At 65.6% G+C, this 16,839-nt stretch carries 14 protein-coding genes; 10 read left to right on the plus strand and 4 right to left on the minus strand.

Annotated elements, in window-relative coordinates; all coding sequences use genetic code 11:
- Positions 1-2 precede the first annotated feature (2 nt).
- From rsmA to H9634_RS10645, 4 genes are all read left to right on the plus strand, one after another.
- Positions 3-953 carry a 16S rRNA (adenine(1518)-N(6)/adenine(1519)-N(6))-dimethyltransferase RsmA gene (rsmA, locus tag H9634_RS10630; protein ID WP_191726629.1) on the plus strand — a complete coding sequence of 317 codons (951 nt, stop codon included), beginning with the start codon at positions 3-5 and terminating at the stop codon, positions 951-953.
- Positions 950-1,888 carry a 4-(cytidine 5'-diphospho)-2-C-methyl-D-erythritol kinase gene (locus H9634_RS10635; RefSeq protein WP_191726630.1) on the plus strand — a complete coding sequence of 313 codons (939 nt, stop codon included), beginning with the start codon at positions 950-952 and terminating at the stop codon, positions 1,886-1,888. Before rsmA ends, H9634_RS10635 begins: the two co-directional genes overlap by 4 nt.
- Before the next feature lie 206 nt (positions 1,889-2,094).
- Positions 2,095-2,550, plus strand: a complete 456-nt coding sequence (locus H9634_RS10640) for a DUF2871 domain-containing protein (RefSeq protein ID WP_191726631.1) — start codon at positions 2,095-2,097, stop codon at positions 2,548-2,550.
- Complete coding sequence (locus H9634_RS10645) at positions 2,550-4,208, plus strand: MFS transporter (protein WP_191726632.1); 1,659 nt, start codon at positions 2,550-2,552, stop codon at positions 4,206-4,208. Before H9634_RS10640 ends, H9634_RS10645 begins: the two co-directional genes overlap by 1 nt.
- Positions 4,209-4,306: 98 nt before the next feature.
- Here the strand turns inward: H9634_RS10645 and H9634_RS10650 are convergent, their stop codons facing one another.
- A complete protein-coding gene (locus H9634_RS10650) occupies positions 4,307-4,816 on the minus strand; it encodes a hypothetical protein (RefSeq protein WP_191726633.1) in 510 nt (169 codons plus the stop codon).
- Between the two features lie 1,233 nt (positions 4,817-6,049).
- Between H9634_RS10650 and H9634_RS10655 the strand changes: the two genes are divergently transcribed.
- A complete protein-coding gene (locus tag H9634_RS10655) occupies positions 6,050-6,442 on the plus strand; it encodes a hypothetical protein (RefSeq protein ID WP_191726634.1) in 393 nt (130 codons plus the stop codon).
- Between the two features lie 34 nt (positions 6,443-6,476).
- On the opposite strand, the gene H9634_RS10660 is transcribed toward H9634_RS10655, so the two are convergent.
- The gene (locus H9634_RS10660) at positions 6,477-7,142 is read right to left on the minus strand and encodes a DUF402 domain-containing protein (protein WP_191726635.1); all 666 of its coding nucleotides are present in this window, start codon (positions 7,140-7,142) and stop codon (positions 6,477-6,479) included.
- A gap of 51 nt (positions 7,143-7,193) precedes the next feature.
- Positions 7,194-9,023 carry an ABC-F family ATP-binding cassette domain-containing protein gene (locus tag H9634_RS10665; RefSeq protein WP_191726636.1) on the minus strand — a complete coding sequence of 610 codons (1,830 nt, stop codon included), beginning with the start codon at positions 9,021-9,023 and terminating at the stop codon, positions 7,194-7,196.
- Between the two features lie 302 nt (positions 9,024-9,325).
- On the opposite strand from H9634_RS10665, the gene H9634_RS10670 reads away from it, so the two are divergent.
- Complete coding sequence (locus H9634_RS10670) at positions 9,326-10,318, plus strand: hypothetical protein (protein WP_191726637.1); 993 nt, start codon at positions 9,326-9,328, stop codon at positions 10,316-10,318.
- A gap of 335 nt (positions 10,319-10,653) precedes the next feature.
- Here the strand turns inward: H9634_RS10670 and H9634_RS10675 are convergent, their stop codons facing one another.
- Positions 10,654-11,181: a MarR family winged helix-turn-helix transcriptional regulator gene (locus H9634_RS10675; RefSeq protein WP_191726638.1), complete on the minus strand. Its 528-nt coding sequence runs from the start codon at positions 11,179-11,181 to the stop codon at positions 10,654-10,656.
- A 296-nt stretch (positions 11,182-11,477) separates the two neighbouring features.
- Between H9634_RS10675 and H9634_RS10680 the strand changes: the two genes are divergently transcribed.
- From H9634_RS10680 to H9634_RS10695, 4 genes are all read left to right on the plus strand, one after another.
- A complete protein-coding gene (locus tag H9634_RS10680; RefSeq protein ID WP_318245082.1) occupies positions 11,478-12,572 on the plus strand; it encodes a BMP family lipoprotein in 1,095 nt (364 codons plus the stop codon).
- A gap of 104 nt (positions 12,573-12,676) precedes the next feature.
- On the plus strand, positions 12,677-14,248 hold the full coding sequence (locus H9634_RS10685) for an ABC transporter ATP-binding protein (protein ID WP_191726639.1): 1,572 nt from the start codon (positions 12,677-12,679) through the stop codon (positions 14,246-14,248).
- A complete protein-coding gene (locus tag H9634_RS10690; protein ID WP_191726640.1) occupies positions 14,248-15,540 on the plus strand; it encodes an ABC transporter permease in 1,293 nt (430 codons plus the stop codon). Before H9634_RS10685 ends, H9634_RS10690 begins: the two co-directional genes overlap by 1 nt.
- On the plus strand, positions 15,537-16,835 hold the full coding sequence (locus H9634_RS10695; RefSeq protein WP_191726641.1) for an ABC transporter permease: 1,299 nt from the start codon (positions 15,537-15,539) through the stop codon (positions 16,833-16,835). Before H9634_RS10690 ends, H9634_RS10695 begins: the two co-directional genes overlap by 4 nt.
- Positions 16,836-16,839 lie beyond the last annotated feature (4 nt).

Here is a 16,839-nt window from a genome sequence, read left to right on the forward strand (position 1 = left end):
CCGTGACGAACCTCCTCAGTGCCCGCGACATCAGGGCACTCGCCGCCGAGATCGGCCTGCGCCCCACCAAGCAGCGCGGGCAGAACTTCGTCATCGACCCCAATACGGTGCGCATGATCGTCTCCGCTGCCGAACTGGACGAGAACTGCCGGGTCGTCGAGATCGGCCCCGGACTCGGCTCACTGACCCTCGCGCTGCTCGAAGCCGGCCACGCCGTCACCGCCGTCGAAGTCGACCCGGTGCTTGCCGCCCGGCTGCCGGCCACGATCGAGACCCACCACGGCGCCGATGCCGCCTTCGCCCTCGTCACCGCTGACGCCCTGCACGTCACCGACCTGCCCGATGCCGCCGGGAGCGCGGCACCCGGCCCGCTGGCGCTCGTAGCGAACCTGCCCTACAACGTCGCCGTGCCGGTGCTGCTGCACTTCCTCGCCGCCTTCCCCACCATCGACACGGTCCTCGTCATGGTCCAGGCCGAAGTCGCCGACCGGCTCGCCGCCGGCCCCGGCTCGCGCACCTACGGGGTGCCCAGCGCCAAAGCCCAGTGGTACGGCACCGTCACCCGGGCCGGCACCATCGGCAAGAACGTCTTCTGGCCGGCCCCCAACATCGACTCCGGGCTCGTGCGCATCACCCGCCACGCACACCCCTACACCGCTGAGAAGCAGGCGGTGTTCTCCTGCATCGACGCCGCCTTCGCCCAGCGCCGCAAGACCCTGCGCTCAGCCCTGTCCGGCTGGGCCGGCTCGCCCGCCCGCGCCGAGCAGATCCTCACCGCAGCCGGCGTCGACCCGCGGGCACGTGGGGAGACGCTGACGATCACCGACTTCATCGCCATCGCCGAGGCGGCGGAGACGACCAGCGTCCAGGCGCCCACCGCCTCGGGCGCGGCTCCCACGGCCTCAGGAACAGCGCCCACCGCCTCGGGAATGGGGGAGGAGGACCGGGCATGAACGCAGAAGTCGCCCAGCTCGGCGCCCGCTCGGTCACCGCGCGTGCCTACGGCAAGATCAACGTCTTCCTCTCCGTCGGCCCGCAGCGCGCCGACGGCTACCACGACCTCGTCAGCGTCTTCCAGACCCTCGACCTGGCCGAGACGATCACCCTGTCACCGGCGGCCGAGACCGCGGTGACACTCACCGGCCCCCGGGCGGACACGACCGTCCCACTCGATGACCGCAACCTCGCCGTCCAAGCCGTCGCGGCACTGTCCGAGGCGACTGAGACGCACATCCCGGTCGCCATCACGATCGACAAACAGGTCCCGGTCGCCGGCGGGATGGGCGGCGGGTCAGCCGACGCGGCTGCGGCACTGGTCGCCTATGCCGAACTCATCGGCTGCGATGACGCTGACCTGCTCACCCGGATCGCCGCCGAACTCGGCGCCGACGTGCCGTTCGCGCTCACCGGCGGCACCGCGATCGGCACCGGCCGCGGCGACGAACTCGTGCCCGTCGCCGGGTCCGGTGCATTCCACTGGGTGCTCGCCACCTCGGTGGCGTCCCTGTCCACACCCGAGGTGTACCGCACCCTCGATGAGCTGCGCCGCGAGACCTCGACAGCGACCGATGACACGCTGCGCGACCCCGATGACGTCGTCACCGCGCTGACCGCAGGTGACCCGCACGCTCTGGCCGGGGTGCTACACAACGACATGACCGACGCGGCGATCGAACTGCTGCCCGGCATCGCCGAAGTCATGGAATCCGGGCGGCAGGCAGGGGCCCTGGCTGCGCTCGTGTCCGGATCAGGACCGACGGTCGGGTTCCTCGTCGCCGACCCGACCCATGCCCTCGACCTCACCGTGCTGCTCGAAGCCACCCGCGGAGTCCGCGACGTGGTGCGCACCACCGCACCGGCCGGCGGCGCCCACCTGGTGACCGGCTGAGCACTCGGCGGCGACTGGGCGTTCGCCCGCCCGCCAGCGACTGGCTGGCTGCGCGCCCGCGACTGAGCGCCTGCCTGCAGCTGAGAATCAACCGTTCGGTTGATGCCGGGTTCGACCTCCCGCACGATCCCAACTGCCGGGGATCCTGGTGAGATGGAATCGACGCCTCCTGCACCTGCACCAGGCTCTCCAGAGAAGGGATACCCATGACCGCACTGTTCAGGGCCGCAACCGCCTACCTCATCCTCGGGCTCGCCGCCGGCCTGTACTACCGCGAATTCACCAAAGCCAACGACTTCCCCGCCGGCGAGTTCACCCAGCTCTCGGCCACGCACACCCATCTGCTGGCGCTCGGCTTCATGATGTTCCTCATCTTCCTCGCCCTCGAGAAGGTCTTCGCGCTCTCCGGCAGCCCGAAGCTGTTCACCTGGTTCCTCTGGCTCTACAACGCCGGCGTGCTCACCACCGTGGCGATGATGGTCTGGCACGGCAGCCTCACCGTCCTCGGCCGGGAATCCAACGCCATGATCGCCGGCATCGCAGGCCTCGGCCACATCCTCATCACTGCTGGCCTCATCATCTTCATCATCGCCCTGCGCCGGGCCATCACCACACCGCCCACCGCCGCGTCTGCTGAATCCCGGACGGCCGTGAGCGCCTGATGACCGCTTTCGAGGCGGAGGGCACCGGTGCGCGTCCGGAACGTCGCGACTGGCTCGCGTTGGCCGTCCTGTCGGTCGGGCTCGGACTCATCGTCCTCGACGGCACGATCGTCGGGGTGGCACTGCCGGCGATCATCACCGACCTCCGCCTCGACCTGGCCCAGGCACAGTGGGTCAACAGCCTCTACGCGGTGCTGCTGGCCGCCCTGCTGCTGTCGACCGGCAAACTCGCCGACAGCTGGGGCCGCAAAGGCACCTTCATCACTGGCCTGGCCGTCTTCATCGCCGGCAGCATTCTCGCTGGCCTGTCGACTGCGGCGGGGCCGCTCATCGCCGCTCGCGCCGTGCAGGCCGTGGGTGCGGCGCTCATCATGCCTTCGACGCTCTCAACCGTCAACGCCGTGTTCCGCGGCCGCTACCGGGCGGCAGCTTTCGGTGTGTGGGGCGCAGTCATCTCGGGTGCCGCCGCTGTCGGCCCGCTGGCTGGCGGTGCGCTGACCCAATGGATGTCCTGGCATTGGATCTTCCTTGTGAATGTGCCCCTCGGCCTGCTCGTGGCGCTCGCCGCAGTCTTCACGGTGCGCGAGACCCGCAGCGATCAGCGCCTGCCCGGTGCTGACATCGACGGTGCGATCCTGAGCATCCTCACCTTCGGCGCCCTCGTCTTCGCCGTCATCGAAGGCCCCGACCTCGGCTGGTGGACACCCACGGCCGACCTCGTCATCCTCGGCTGGAGTTGGCCGGCCGTCGCCCCGATCTCTGCCGTGCCGGTCGCGCTGGCGGTCTCCGTTCTCGCCTTTATCGTCTTCATCCGCTGGGAGAGGCGCCGCGCGCGCCGGCACCGGTCAGCCATCCTCGACCTCGGGCTGTTCTCCTACTCGACCTTCTCGTGGGGCAACGTCGCTGCCGCAATGGTCGCGATCGGCGAGTTCGCCATCATCTTCGTCCTGCCGCTCTACCTCATCAACGCCCTGGCTCTCAGCGTCATGAGCGCCGGCCTGGTGCTTGCCGCAATGGCACTCGGCGCGTTCTTCTCCGGGGCTGCTGCGCGGCACGTCGCCGCCCGGCTCGGGGCTCCGGCCACCATGCTCATCGGCCTCGGACTCGAAGTCAGCGGCGTGCTCGTTCTCACGTTCGTCATCGGCGGCCAGACACCGGCCTGGATCATTGCGGCCCCGCTCGTCGCCTATGGACTCGGCCTCGGCCTGGCATCAGCGCAGCTGACCAGCACCGTGCTCAATGAGATCCCGGTCGGCAGCTCTGGGCAGGCCTCGGCCACCCAGAGCACCGTCCGCCAGGTCGGCTCGGCACTCGGCACCGCGTTCGCCGGTGCTGCCCTGTCCCTGTCGCTGGCCCTCACCCTGCCGAGCGCCCTCGGCTCTGCCGGCATGACCGGACAGGCCGGTGACGCGCTTGCCGAGGCGACACGCCAGTCAGCCGGCGGCACCATCGTCCAGCTGCGGGCCGAAGGATCTGGCAGTCAGTTCGGGGAGCACACTTTCGCCGTCGTCGACGCGCTCGCGACCGGATTCGCCGACGCCACCCGGTGGACGCTGCTGACCGCAACCGTCTTCCTCATCCTCGGATTCGTCGGTGCTGTCCGCGTCCGGCAGGCCGCGGCGAAGCACGAGAGCGCACAGTCGAAGCAATCATCCTGAAAGCGGTCATCACCCGGCATGACCGCCCTCGCCCGCGACCGGGCCCCGGGAGCCGACGCTCCCGAGGCGCGACGATGAAAGGGCAGCCGGTCAGTGGGTCAGATGAACGCGTGCACCCACTTTGAGATCAGGCGTGCTCGGTCAGCTTCGACGCCCTGGTCGATGAGGAGCTCGACGAACTCCTTCTCGGTCGGGTCACCGATCTTGTCCATAAGCTCGTAGAGCTCATCGGCGATCGGGCGGATGTAGTCGGGCAGGAACGGCTTGCCGTACTTCAATGCGGCTTTGACCGCCATCTTGGCGATGACACCCCAGCCCTGTGCCTGATAGGCGTCGGAGTCGACAGCGGCTGGCTCGGCGACGGCGATCTGCGCAGCATCGCGGGCAGCTTCTGCACTCGCTGCATCACCATCGGCTTCCGCCGCACGCGCGATCTCCTGCCACTGGTCGGCAGTGATGTCACCGAACTCCGCACCAGGCTGAGCATGGTCGGTGACGGACGGCCGCACATCTGCAGCTGGAGGCGCGGCGAGGGCTGGGGACAGACCGGCTCCCCCGAGAGTGATACCGGCGGCAACAGAAACAGCAATAAGGGATGACTTCTTCATGTCCATTCTCTTTTCATAAGGGTAGTGCAATAGATGATCGCTGTGCGATCAGAAATCAGTGTATTTTCACAGAGAATCCAAATTAAGATGTTCTGCCGAATTCCTGAATTCGCCGTCGAATGCTCATATGACGATGTCTGACGAATTGTGCATCGACGCCGATTGCTGCCAATTGACTTTTCACTGGCCGGGTGAGTGCTACTGCGATGAGCGCTTGACGATGAAATGGCCCAGATGAATCCGATGCAGTTACAGCCTGGCTCGTTATAGATGTGAATATGTCGTTGCGGCCCGGAAGCAGCGGATCCCGGCGCCTTGGGCGTCCTACGGCTGGGACGGCCACCGGCGCCCGACAGGCGTCGACAGTGTTGCCGCTGCTGGGCTCCCGGGTTCACACTCGGTCAGTCGGATGACGTGGAGGGCGTCTTTTCTGGTGCCGTCGGTGGTCGTGTCGTGGGCAGGTTGTCGTGGGTGTCTGCACTGCACCGGTATCTGGAGCTCGCACCGCGTTGGGGGCAGCAGGGGAGCTCGAGTACGCCTGATGCGCCGGGCGCCTGACGGAGTGAGCTCCGCGAAGAGCTTGGTGAGCACCCGGTGGCTGGGCCGAGTCTGATCAGCGCGGGATTCCCATTGTCGAGTTCAGTGCTCATCGCAGTTGAACACGCAATCAAAGCTGAACTGCTGGGGTGATGCTCTTCCATTGCTGCAGAACTGCTTTCTACGACCTTGGCAATAATACTCGACTCGCGACCTACGCAGAAAGTCGAATCGGCTACGACAATTTTCGTAACCCCTTTTCTGGTAATGCGTAGGCAAATGCAGTCCGAGCATGGGATAACGTAGCTCAGCGAGAGCGAGCGCGGGGTGCGGAAGCGGTCGCCGGAAGCGATTCTCCTGCTGATTCCCCGATGGAGGCGTGTGGCCGGAGACCGCGGCAGCGTTGTCCGTCCACTGGCCAGCTGTCGCAGTTGCAGGCTGGTGTGCTGCGGTGGCGCCGAGTCGGTGAGGGCAGCGAGATCCTGCCGGCGGAGCGGGTGGGCGCCGGCCGCTCCGGCGGAGTGCCTTTCGTCCGGCTGGCACCATCATGGGCGTTCTGAGACGGAAGAGACCACGGCGTGGTGAGTCACGCCGTGCGTAGCCCGCCGGTATAGTCTGTCAGGAACAGGTTCGCCTCGCTCAGGCGAGCGAGACCAGCCGGCAGGTTCGCCGCCGGCCCCGGGGGGAGGAGCCCACATGAGCGTCCGGTTCGCAGAATGCGAAGATCCGACTTTCGCGCCGCGCATGGTGACCGTCGCCGCGCTCGGATGGACCGCCATCGTGATCGGCTGGTTCACCGAGATCACCGTCATGCCGGGCTACTTCATGGACTGGCGGACGGTTGTGATCCCTGCACTGGTCGCCCTCGGCGTGGCTGCCCTCGCCGCGATCGTCTACTGGCTCAGCCTCCCGTACGGCTGGATCATCACCACCGTGGCGGTGGCCATCACCGTGGCTGTCTCAATCTTCGCCGTGGCACTCCCGGCGTTCGCGTTCCCGGTCGTCGCAGCTCCGGTGGCAGCAGTGCTCGTCGCCGCTGTGCTCTGGCTCCCGCCGATCCGCCGGTACCTGCAGCACAAGCCGCGCTGATCGGCAAGACGGCGACCGATCGCCGGTCTCCTCCTCAGCTCTGACCTGCATCAGCGTCGAACTCCCACTCAGCATCGGCAGGCAGCGTCGGCACTGTCCATTCAGGGTCGGGCTGGAAGCGCTCGTAGCCGGCGTTGAACGGACACACCCAGTTCTCAACATCTCTCACGGCCTGCCTGGCGACTTCTCTGATCTGCTCGACCTTCGCCGTCGAGAACCTCCCTGCGCGATGAGCGAGGGCAAGCTCGTCTTCGTCCTTGAACGCGCATCGGCGGTCAGGGCCGGCGACGACGTCGAGGACGAGATCGGCGCTTTCGATACCGGATGCCGTCCGGATGCATTCCTCTTCGATGTTGACGTAATACGTTTCGCGGACGCCCGGTGCTGTCTCGCAGAACCAGACGGAGTACATCGTCTCCGGCTGGAAGACAGCGACGATCCCCGAACCCGCCCATGACCTGACGGCCTGGGCTCGCGGTGCAGTGAAGGGACCGGTTCCGCTGAGGGAGCGCAGCTCCTGCCCGTCGGCACTGACCTGGAAGAGCATCCGGGTACCGGGTGCCAGCCAGACGGCAAGATGTCGCTCATCATCGGCGATGACCGTCACGGGACGTCGATCGACGAGATCGGGAAAGTCCGGGTTGCGGTAGGTCCAGAAGATGTGGTCGCCTCGCTGCCAGCGACGATGCTCATCACTCATGTTCGCAACCTAACAGGGAACGTCGAGCCCCACGAGTCTCTCGGCCGCCGCTCACCCGAGCTGATCGGTGAGCTCCAGCCACCGGTCTTCGAGCTCGGCGGATTCGCCTTCGAGTGCCTGCAGCTCCTGCGTGTACGTCTGCAGTCCCTCGAAGTCGGTCTGGTCGTGTGCGGCCATGCGCTCATGCACCTTGCTGATCTGCTCACCGACCTTGTCCATCCGGCGTTCGAGCGAGGCGAGCTCCTTCTCCGCCGCACGCCGTTCGGCACCGGACAGACCCGCCGGCGCGCCGGCACCATCAGTCCCAGCCCCGTCGCCACCGTCAGCGGTGGCACTCGGGTGCCCACCGCCTCGGGAACGGGCAGACTCGGCAGGCCCGGACTGCCGCTGCAGCTTGAGATACTCATCGACCCCGCCGGGCACATGCCGCAGGCGGCCGTCGAGGATCGCGTACTGCTGGTCGGTCACGCGTTCGAGCAGGTAGCGGTCGTGGGAGACGACGAGCAGGGTGCCCGGCCACGAATCGAGGAGGTCCTCCATCGCGGCGAGCATGTCGACGTCGAGGTCGTTGGTCGGCTCGTCGAGGATCATGACGTTCGGCTCATCGAGCAGCACGAGCAGCAGCTGCAGGCGCCGGCGCTGCCCGCCGGAGAGATCCCCGACCCGGGCCGAGAGATGCGCATTCGAGAACCCGAGGCGCTCGAGCAGCTGCGCGGGCGTGAGCTCCTTGCCGTCGACGACGACCGAGGTCTTCTGCCGGGCGAGCACCTCGCGCACCCGCTCGCCTTCGATCTCGGCCAGCTGCGAGAACTGCTGATCGAGCACGGCGAGCTTGACGGTCTTGCCGCGCTTGACGCGCCCGGCGCTCGGTGTGATCGTGCCGGCGATGAGACCGAGCAGCGTCGACTTGCCCGCCCCGTTGGCGCCGAGGATCCCGGAGCGCTCACCGGGCCCGATCCGCCACGTGACGTCGTGGAGGATCTCGCGCTCGCCGAAGGACACCGAGGCGTCCTCGACATCGATGACGTCCTTGCCCAGCCGGGCGGTCGCCAGGCGGGTGAGCTCGATCGGATTGCGCACCGGCGGCACATCGGCGATGAGCGCGTTGGCCGCATCGATGCGGAACTTCGGCTTCGACGTCCGGGCCGGAGCGCCCCGGCGCAGCCAGGCGAGCTCCTTGCGCATGAGGTTCTGCCGCTTCGCCTCGGCCACCGCGGCCTGCCGGTCGCGTTCGACGCGCTGCAGGACATAGGCGGCGTATCCGCCTTCGAAGGGTTCGACGATCCCGTCGTGGACCTCCCACGTCGTCGTGCACACCTCGTCGAGGAACCACCGGTCGTGGGTGATGACGAGCAGCGCCCCGGATCCGGCCGGCCAGCGCCTTTTGAGATGCTCGGCCAGCCACGCGATCCCCTCGACGTCGAGGTGGTTGGTCGGCTCGTCGAGGGCGAGGATGTCCCAGTCGCCGACGAGCAGCTTCGCCAGTGCCACCCGGCGGCGCTGCCCGCCGGAGAGCGCACCGATCCGGGCGGTGAAGTCGATGTCACCGGTCAGGCCTGCGAGCACATCACGGATCTTGGGGTCCGAGGCCCAGACGTGTTCGGGGGCGTCGCCGGCGATGGACTCCTGCACCGTCGCCGCGGTGTAGAGATCATCGGTCTGGTCGAGGACTCCCAGCCGGGTGCCGCCGCGGCGGGTCACCCGCCCGGCATCGGGGGTGATGGTGCCGGCGAGCATCCCCATGAGGCTGGACTTGCCGTCGCCGTTGCGGCCGACGATGCCGATCCGGTCACCGGCGTCGATGCCGAGGGTGACGGAGTCGAAGACCGTGCGGGTCGGGTATTCGAGTGCGATCGCTTCCGCGCCGAGTAGATGTGCCACGGGCCCATGGTACGCGGGCGATCACGGCTGCGGTGTCACCGCGCTTGCTGCTGGGGACGACTGCGCGCCGGGCGTTGCTCGCGTCGAAGGTTTCAAGGACCTCCTGGAAGCAAGGGCAAGGGGGCGTTCGGTTGCCTGATCTATGAGGCGGACTCTGACAAACGAAAAAAGTCCGCCGCACATTGATCGGAAGAGCCGACACTGTGATAATCTCAACTTCAATCCCTGGATCTGAGTATGATCCTATAAGTGAATGAAGGTATACATATATGTCATCCCCAATGCGATTTACCGTAGCCGCAGTGACGATCACAGCCCTGATTTCAGCCTCGGGCGTAGCCCATTCAGCTACACGTACCTCGGTAGAGGATCTTGCTAGGTCGGCGAACTTTGAACAAACCTATGATGCGGAGGCTAGCAACTTTTCTGTAGAGCATTCAGGAAGTGGCGCTCGCGTATCCGTGGAAGCGCCGGACGATGCTGGTCATGCCCAAGCGGGCGATCAGCCGGGTACTTCTTTCCAGGTGACGATTCCCGATAGCCGAAAGCCTGTGGAGCGCTCGGGTCCTGCAGAAATCTGGTCCGCAGATGGTCGATCCATCGTGAAGGTTAATCCACATGCTTCAGGAGTGGAATTTGCGACTGCCGTAGAGCCCGATAAGGGTGCCGCGGAATTGCGATTTGACCTCAATGCGCCGAAGGACGTCAGGTTAGAGCCGGGATTCGAGGGGCAGCTCCTCATTGTGGACGATCTGAATACGTATGGGGCAGTAGACGTGGTAACTGCGACTGACTCAGCAGGGGCTTCATTGCCTTCTGAAGTTAAAGTCAAGGGCGGCGTTCTAACTCAAAGCATCGACGCCGCCGATGCGGCCCCTGGCGCCGTCGCCGCGAGCATGAAGCTCGCGTACACTTTCCAGTATCACACTGATAAGTCATTCTCTAAATCGCGGTCTTTGCTCAAAAAGTGCTTTAACTGTTACTTTCCGGTGAAGGGCGCTCCAAAGAAGTTTCCGAAAAAGGGTCAGGTTCTTCCGCTTCGCTACGGCGCTATGAACATGAAATGTAAGATGCGCAGTGAGACTTTCACGTCAACGTATTTTTCATTCGGGTTCACAGCTCTGAAGGGGCATGCCTACGGAAAAGGCTCAACCATTGGATTTACATTCCGAAACAATCGGACGTTGATTGTTAGCGCTCGGTCGAAAAGCAAACTTCTTAAGAGTCGATTTGTAAGGGAAGAAACGCGGGCGCACTGGAAGAAGTTTGCTGATAATCTCCGCCGAGCGCGGTGATCTTAAGACTATAGTCAGACTCTTTGGGAAGTCTGTTCTTGGAATCTGTTTTGTCGAACGTAGTCTGCGTCGCCAAGGGGATCCAAGTATAGTTAACGCATCTGCGACGATGCTATTCTCGGAATATGTTGCTTCGGTAGCACCTATTTGTGCAGACGGATAACAGGCGTTGTCGTACGAATAGGTGCTACCGGTGCTCCATGCATGGTTGGGTCTGTCGCGAAAGGAAAGAGCGCCGGTGGCTGCGCGGGGTGATGCGCTTAGTGGGGGATGCGTTGGTTGCGGGCTGTCCCGGTAGCGAGCTTGGGTAGATGTTTACTACCACCTAATTGGAACTAACTGCCCATCGGGAGTTCTAGCCTATTGGCGCATAGGATATTTCCTGCATTTAGCGTATCAATGACAGCCTGAACGGTAGTTAGGGTGGCACCTGGATGTGCCGCAAGTGCTTCGGCGTATGAGCGGGTGAGGAGCCGGTGATGCCGTTGGAGCAGTGCTGTGGCGCTATCTGTGGGAAGCAGGGCAGTGCGGCGGCGGTCGGTGTCATGCCGCTGCCGCACGACGAACTCGGCAGCGCAGAGCCGTTCGGTGATCGACGTCAGCGTCGAGGCGGAGATGTCGAGCTGCCGGCAGATCTCCTGCGGGCTGGCCGGCTGCTCATCGTCAGCGGCCAGCGAGATGAGCTGCAGCACGAGGAAGTCCGTCAGGCTCAGCCGCTCCTGGCGCAGGAACCGGGCGGTCGCAGTGCGGAGGCTGATGACCTGCCGCTGATTGGCGCGCACGACCGCTTCGATGGCGGCAAGCGTGCGCGCCGCCTCCTCAGACGGCGGGGCCGGACGCCGGGTGCGGCGCGGAGCATTCATCGGTCGGGCCTTTCAGACGGGCAGCCGAAGCTGGTAGGACTGGACGAAAGTCGTACTCGGGACATTAGCGGCTCAGCGGCCCGATCGGGGCGGAAATGGAGCCGTATGGCAGGATTGCGCCCTCTGTGTTGCAGGATCGCCACACCTGCGGCCACATCACGGCTGGGCAACGTCTGCCGAATCCAGGCTCCTTGCCGGGGAAAATGTGCAAAAATGACTCATGATAGGTGCAGGCCGCTCTCATCGAATGGCCAGGTTCACCTCTTGGCACAACACTCGAGACTGGGAGACGTCCTGTGAAGAAATCGATTATGGTTCCGGCCACCGCCCTGATGGCAGCCTCGGCGCTGCTGCTCTCGGCCTGTGGCGAGGCTCCTGAGAAGTCCTCAGAAGGCGACGGCAAGGGCAGCGACTTCAAGGCGTGCATGGTCTCCGACTCCGGCGGCTGGGACGACAAGTCGTTCAACCAGTCCAGCAAGGCGGGCTTGGAAAAGGCCGTCAAGGACTTCAATATCAAGGAGAAGGATGTTGAGTCCAAGGAGGACTCGGACTACAAGCCGAACGTCGATAACATGATCCAGCAGGGCTGCAACCTAACCTTCGGCGTTGGCTTCCTCCTCGAGGACGCGCTGCAGGAAGCCGCCGAGAACAACACCGACATGCACTTCGCACTCGTGGACGCGATGTTTGAGGACACAGACAATAAGCCGGTGAAGCTCGACAACGCCAAGCCGCTGGTCTTCAACACCGCCGAGGCCTCTTACCTCGCCGGATACCTCGCCGCCGGCATGAGCGAGTCGGGCAAGGTCGCTACCTTCGGCGGCATGCAGATCCCGTCCGTGTCGATCTTCATGGACGGCTTCGCCGACGGTGTGAAGAAGTACAACGAGGACAAGGGCAAGGACGTCAAGCTCCTCGGCTGGGACAAGGACAAGCAGGAGGGCTCCTTCTCCGGCGACTTCGAGAATCAGGGCCAGGGCAAGGCGCTGACCGAGCAGTTCATCTCCCAAGGTGCGGACATCATCATGCCGGTCGCCGGTCCCGTCGGCCTCGGTGCCGCTTCAGCTGCATCGAAGGCTGATGGGACGAAGATCATCTGGGTCGACTCCGATGGTTACGAGTACGCACCAGAATACAAAGACGTCATGCTGACGTCGGTGAAGAAGGAAATCGCTCGGTCCGTCTACGAAACGATCAAAGCCTCTAAAGATGGCAAGTGGGATTCGGCTCCCTACGTCGGAAACCTCGAGAACGAGGGCGTGAGTCTGGCGCCCTACCACGATTTCGAGGACAAGGTCGATGACGGCCTGAAGAAGGAAGTCGAGGATCTCAAGCAGCAGATCATCGACGGCGAGATCACCGTCGAGTCGCCCTCGACCCCGCAGCAGTAAGTTCCTTCCCACGCCCGAGGCGGTGCTCGCCTGACCGCGTGCGCGCGCCAGCGCACACGCTTACGGTGAGCACCGCCTCGGCTGCGGAATAAAGGAGAGTCCACGTGAAACTCGAGCTCCGCGGGATCACCAAGGTATTCGGATCCCTCGTCGCCAACGATGACATCAACCTCGTCATCGAACCCGGCGAGATCCACGCCCTGCTCGGTGAGAACGGGGCCGGCAAGTCGACGCTCATGAACGTCCTCTACGGCCTCTACGCTCCCGACGGCGGGCAGATCCTCATCGACGGCACCGAACGCCGCTTCACCGGCCCCGGCGATGCAGTCGCCGCCGGCATCGGCATGGTCCACCAGCACTTCATGCTCGTGCCCGTCTTCACCGTTGCCGAATCCGTCGCTCTGGGCTATGAGCCGACGAAGGGCCTCGGGCTGCTCGACCTCAACCAGGCACGCGAGAAGGTCCGCGAGATCTCCGCCCGCTTCGGCTTCGACATCGACCCCGATGCCGTCATCGAGGACCTGCCGGTCGGCGCCCAGCAGCGCGTCGAGATCATCAAGGCACTCTCCCGCGACGCCGAGGTCCTCATCCTCGACGAGCCGACCGCGGTGCTGACCCCGCAGGAGACCGACGAGCTCATCGAGATCATGCGCCAGCTCAAGGCTGAGGGCACCTCGATCGTGTTCATCACCCACAAGCTGCGCGAAGTCCGAGCTGTTGCCGACCAGATCACCGTCATCCGCCGCGGGGCGGTCGTCGGCGAGGCAGAGCCGACGTCCTCGGAACAGGAACTCGCCAGCCTCATGGTCGGCCGCGACGTCAAGCTCACCACCGAGAAGGCCCCTGCCGAACCCGGTGAGGAGTCCTTCGTCGTCAAGGACCTGACCGTGCTGTCGAAGAACGGCACCGTCACCGTCGACAACGTCTCCTTCTCCGTCGCCCGCGGTGAGATCTTTGTCATCGCAGGTGTGCAGGGCAACGGCCAGACCGAGGTCGCCGAGACGATCATCGGCCTCGACGAACCGCACGCCGGCTCCATCACCCTCGAGGGTACGTCGCTGCTGGGCAAGTCGGTGAAGAAACGCCTCGACGCCGGCATCGGATTCGTGCCCGAGGACCGCTCCACCGACGGCGTCATCGCCGGCTTCTCCATCCGCGAGAACATGATCCTCGACCAGTACGACCGCGAGCCCTACGCCAAGGGCCTGGCGCTGCGGCCTGCGGTCATCCGCGAGAAGGCCGCCGAGAAGGTCGAGGAGTTCGACATCCGGCTGACCTCGATCGACGACCCGATCTCAACCCTGTCCGGCGGCAACGCGCAGAAGGTCGTGCTCTCCCGTGAACTCGGCCGCAAGCTCAGCCTGCTCATCGCCAGCCAGCCGACCCGCGGCCTCGACGTCGGTTCGATCGAGTTCGTGCACAAGCGCATCATCGCCGAACGCGATGCCGGCACCCCCTGCATCATCGTCTCCACCGAGCTCGATGAGGCCCTCAACCTCGCCGACCGGATCGCGGTCATGTACCGCGGCACGATCATCGGCATCGTCCCCGGTGACACCCCACGCGACGTGCTCGGCCTCATGATGGCAGGCGTGCCTGCCGACGAAGCCCTGGCCCGCTACCGCGACGGCTCAGGTGCCACCGCCGTGTCTGCAGCAGCGAAGGAGGAGCTCTGATGACGGACCAGCCCACTCCCGCAGCCACCGGCACGGACGCCGCCACCGGCCCCAGCGGCCCGAAGAGCCCCGCAACCCCCAACGGCCCCGGCTCCGGCGGCGGCTCGACCGCAGTCAGCGGCCCGGGTGCCACCCAGGGCACGATCATCCGCCGCATCCTGTCGTCCTCGACGATGGTCTCGGTGCTCTCGGTCGTCATCGCGCTCATCCTCGGCGGCGTCCTCATCGCCGCAGCCAACCGCGAGGTGCAGGCCACGCTCGGCTATTTCTTCGCCCGCCCGACCGACTTCTTCGTCACGGTCTTCCGCACCGTCAGCGAGGCCTACCTCGCGCTCTTCCGCGGCGCGTTCATCGACTGGCAGGCCTCCAGCTTCGTGCGCGCGATCCGCCCGCTGACCGAGACGATGGTCAACGCCACCCCGCTCATCCTCGCCGGCCTCGGCATCGCCCTGGCGTTCCGGTCCGGCCTGTTCAACATCGGTGCCCAGGGCCAGCTCATCCTCGGCGCGATCCTCGGCGGCTACTTCGGCTACGCGATCGGTCTGCCGCCGGTCATCCACTTCCTCTTCGCCCTCCTCATGGGTGCCGTCGCCGGCGCCTGCTGGGGCGGCATCGCCGGCTTCCTCAAAGCCCGCACCGGCGCCAACGAGGTCATCGTCACGATCATGCTCAACATGATCGCCGGCTACCTGCTGGCCTATCTGCTCAAGCAGAGCTGGTTCAAGCAGACCACCTCGGCCAACCCGGCCACCCGCAACATCGACGAGTCCGCCTTCCTCCCGCAGCTGCTGCCGGATCCCTTCCGCCTGCACTTCGGCTTCATCGTCGCGCTGCTGGCCGTGCTGTTCGTCTGGTGGCTGCTGGAGCGCTCCACCCTCGGCTTCGAATTCCGCGCCGTCGGCGAGAACCCGAATGCCGCCCGCACCGCCGGCATCTCCGTCGGCCGGGTCACCCTGCTCGTCATGGTCACCGCCGGCGCCTTGTCGGGACTCGCCGGAGCCTCGCTCATCCTCGGCACCGAGGCCAAGCTCACCGGCGGCATCGCCGGCACGCTCGGCTTCGACGCCATCACCGTCGCCCTGCTCGGCCGGTCCCGGCCGCTGGGCACCCTGCTCGCCGGTCTGCTGTTCGGTGCCTTCCGCGCCGGCGGCTACCTCATGCAGTCCCAGACCGGCACCCCGATCGACATCGTCCTCGTCGTCCAGTCGGTCATCGTGCTGCTCATCGCCGCACCTCCGCTGGTGCGCACGATCTTCCGCCTGCCGGCACCCCTTGCAAAGGAGGCGCGATGAACGCCAAGAAGGCCACCGCGGCTGCTGAGAGCCTCGACCACGCCGCAGCCGACGTCCGGGCGCCGATCGCCTGGAAGTTCCCGATCATCTTCGGCGTCCTCGCCGTGCTCGCGCTGCTGTTCTTCGGCCTGCTGGCCGCCGCCGGCAAGCGCACGACGTTCGCCTTCGCCTCCTCCGGTGACTTCTTCGCCATCCCCGAGGTGACGGTCCCGACGAAGCTCACCGGCATCGTCCTCGGCGTGGTCCTGCTGGCATTGGCCGCCTACGCCGCCTTCGAGGCGGCGGACCGGCGCCGCATCCCCGCCTGGGTGATGGTGTCCTTCGGTATCGTCTTCGTCCTCAGCTTCCTCAACTGGGCAGGCGGCGACACCGGCCGCATCCCGATCACTGCGCTGCTGGCCGGCTCGCTGGCCCTGTCAGTGCCGCTGATCTTCGGCTCGATGTGCGGTCTCGTCGGTGAGCGCTCGGGCATCATCAACATCGCCATCGAAGGCCAGCTGCTCGCCGGTGCGTTCCTCGCAGCCGTCGTCGCCTCGCTGTTCTCCAGCCCGTACGCCGGTCTCATCGCCGCCCCGGTCGCCGGTGCGCTCGTCGCCGTGGTGCTGACGTTCTTCGCGGTGCGCTACTGGGTCGACCAGATCATCATCGGCGTCGTGCTCAACGTGCTCGTCATCGGCGTCACCAGCTTCCTGTTCTCCACGGTGCTCACCGCCAACGCCGAGAAGTGGAACTCCCGCCAGCAGCTGCCGAACCTGCCGATCCCGCTGCTGTCGGACATCCCGGTGCTCGGCAACGTGCTGTTCAACCAGAACATCCTCGTCTACCTCATGTACGTCACGGTGATCCTGCTGCAGATCTTCGTGTTCCGCTCCCGCTGGGGCCTGCGGATGCGTGCGATCGGCGAGCATCCGAAGGCCGCTGACACCGTCGGCATCAACGTCAACCTCAACCGGGTGGCCAACACGATCTTCGCCGGTGCGATCGCCGGTCTGGGCGGGGCGTTCTTCACGATCGGCTCCGGCCTGGCCTTCGGCAAGGAGATGTCGGCCGGGCAGGGCTACATCGCCCTGGCCGCGATGATCCTCGGCAAATGGAATCCTGTCGGCGCCCTGGCGGCAGCGCTGCTGTTCGGGTTCTCCAAGAACCTCGGCAACACGCTCTCGGCGATCGGCACGCCGGTGCCCAGCGAGCTGCTGCTCATGCTGCCCTACATCGTCACGATCCTCGCCGTGGCCGGATTCGTCGGCCGGGTCCGCCCGCCGGCCGCCGAAGGCAAGCCGTACTCCACCCAGTAGCCCT

Origin of the sequence: Brevibacterium gallinarum, assembly GCF_014836885.1 — a bacterium.
Taxonomy (GTDB): Bacteria; Actinomycetota; Actinomycetes; order Actinomycetales; family Brevibacteriaceae; genus Brevibacterium; species Brevibacterium gallinarum.